Below are 240 nucleotides of genomic sequence, written 5' to 3' on the forward strand. Positions count from 1 at the left end.
GGCGTACAAAAAATCTGACCAAACTTTAACATCTGTCTCAAGGTTATAGTGCGATTTACCACAAAGACCACTTTGATCGTCAAGATCTTGTTGAAACTTGTTCTTGTTAACCCTCTCACTTTTTTTTATTTCAACTTTATCAGGATCCCATCTTACTTCAACCTTTGAACAATCAGGAATCTCTTCATATACCTCAGAAGATTCAGAAAGAGCTCTTAGACTTCCTTTCAAATCTACAGC

1 protein-coding gene is annotated in these 240 nt (G+C 36.2%); it reads right to left on the reverse strand.

Translation table 11 applies throughout. The annotated features are described in order from the left end of the window. Nucleotides 1-240 (reverse strand): hypothetical protein (locus SM753_RS21115; protein ID WP_323192996.1); only part of this gene is annotated, 240 nt, incomplete at both ends.

The organism is Halostella sp. PRR32, from assembly GCF_034808085.1.
Taxonomy (GTDB): Archaea; Halobacteriota; Halobacteria; order Halobacteriales; family Natronoarchaeaceae; genus Halostella; species Halostella pelagica.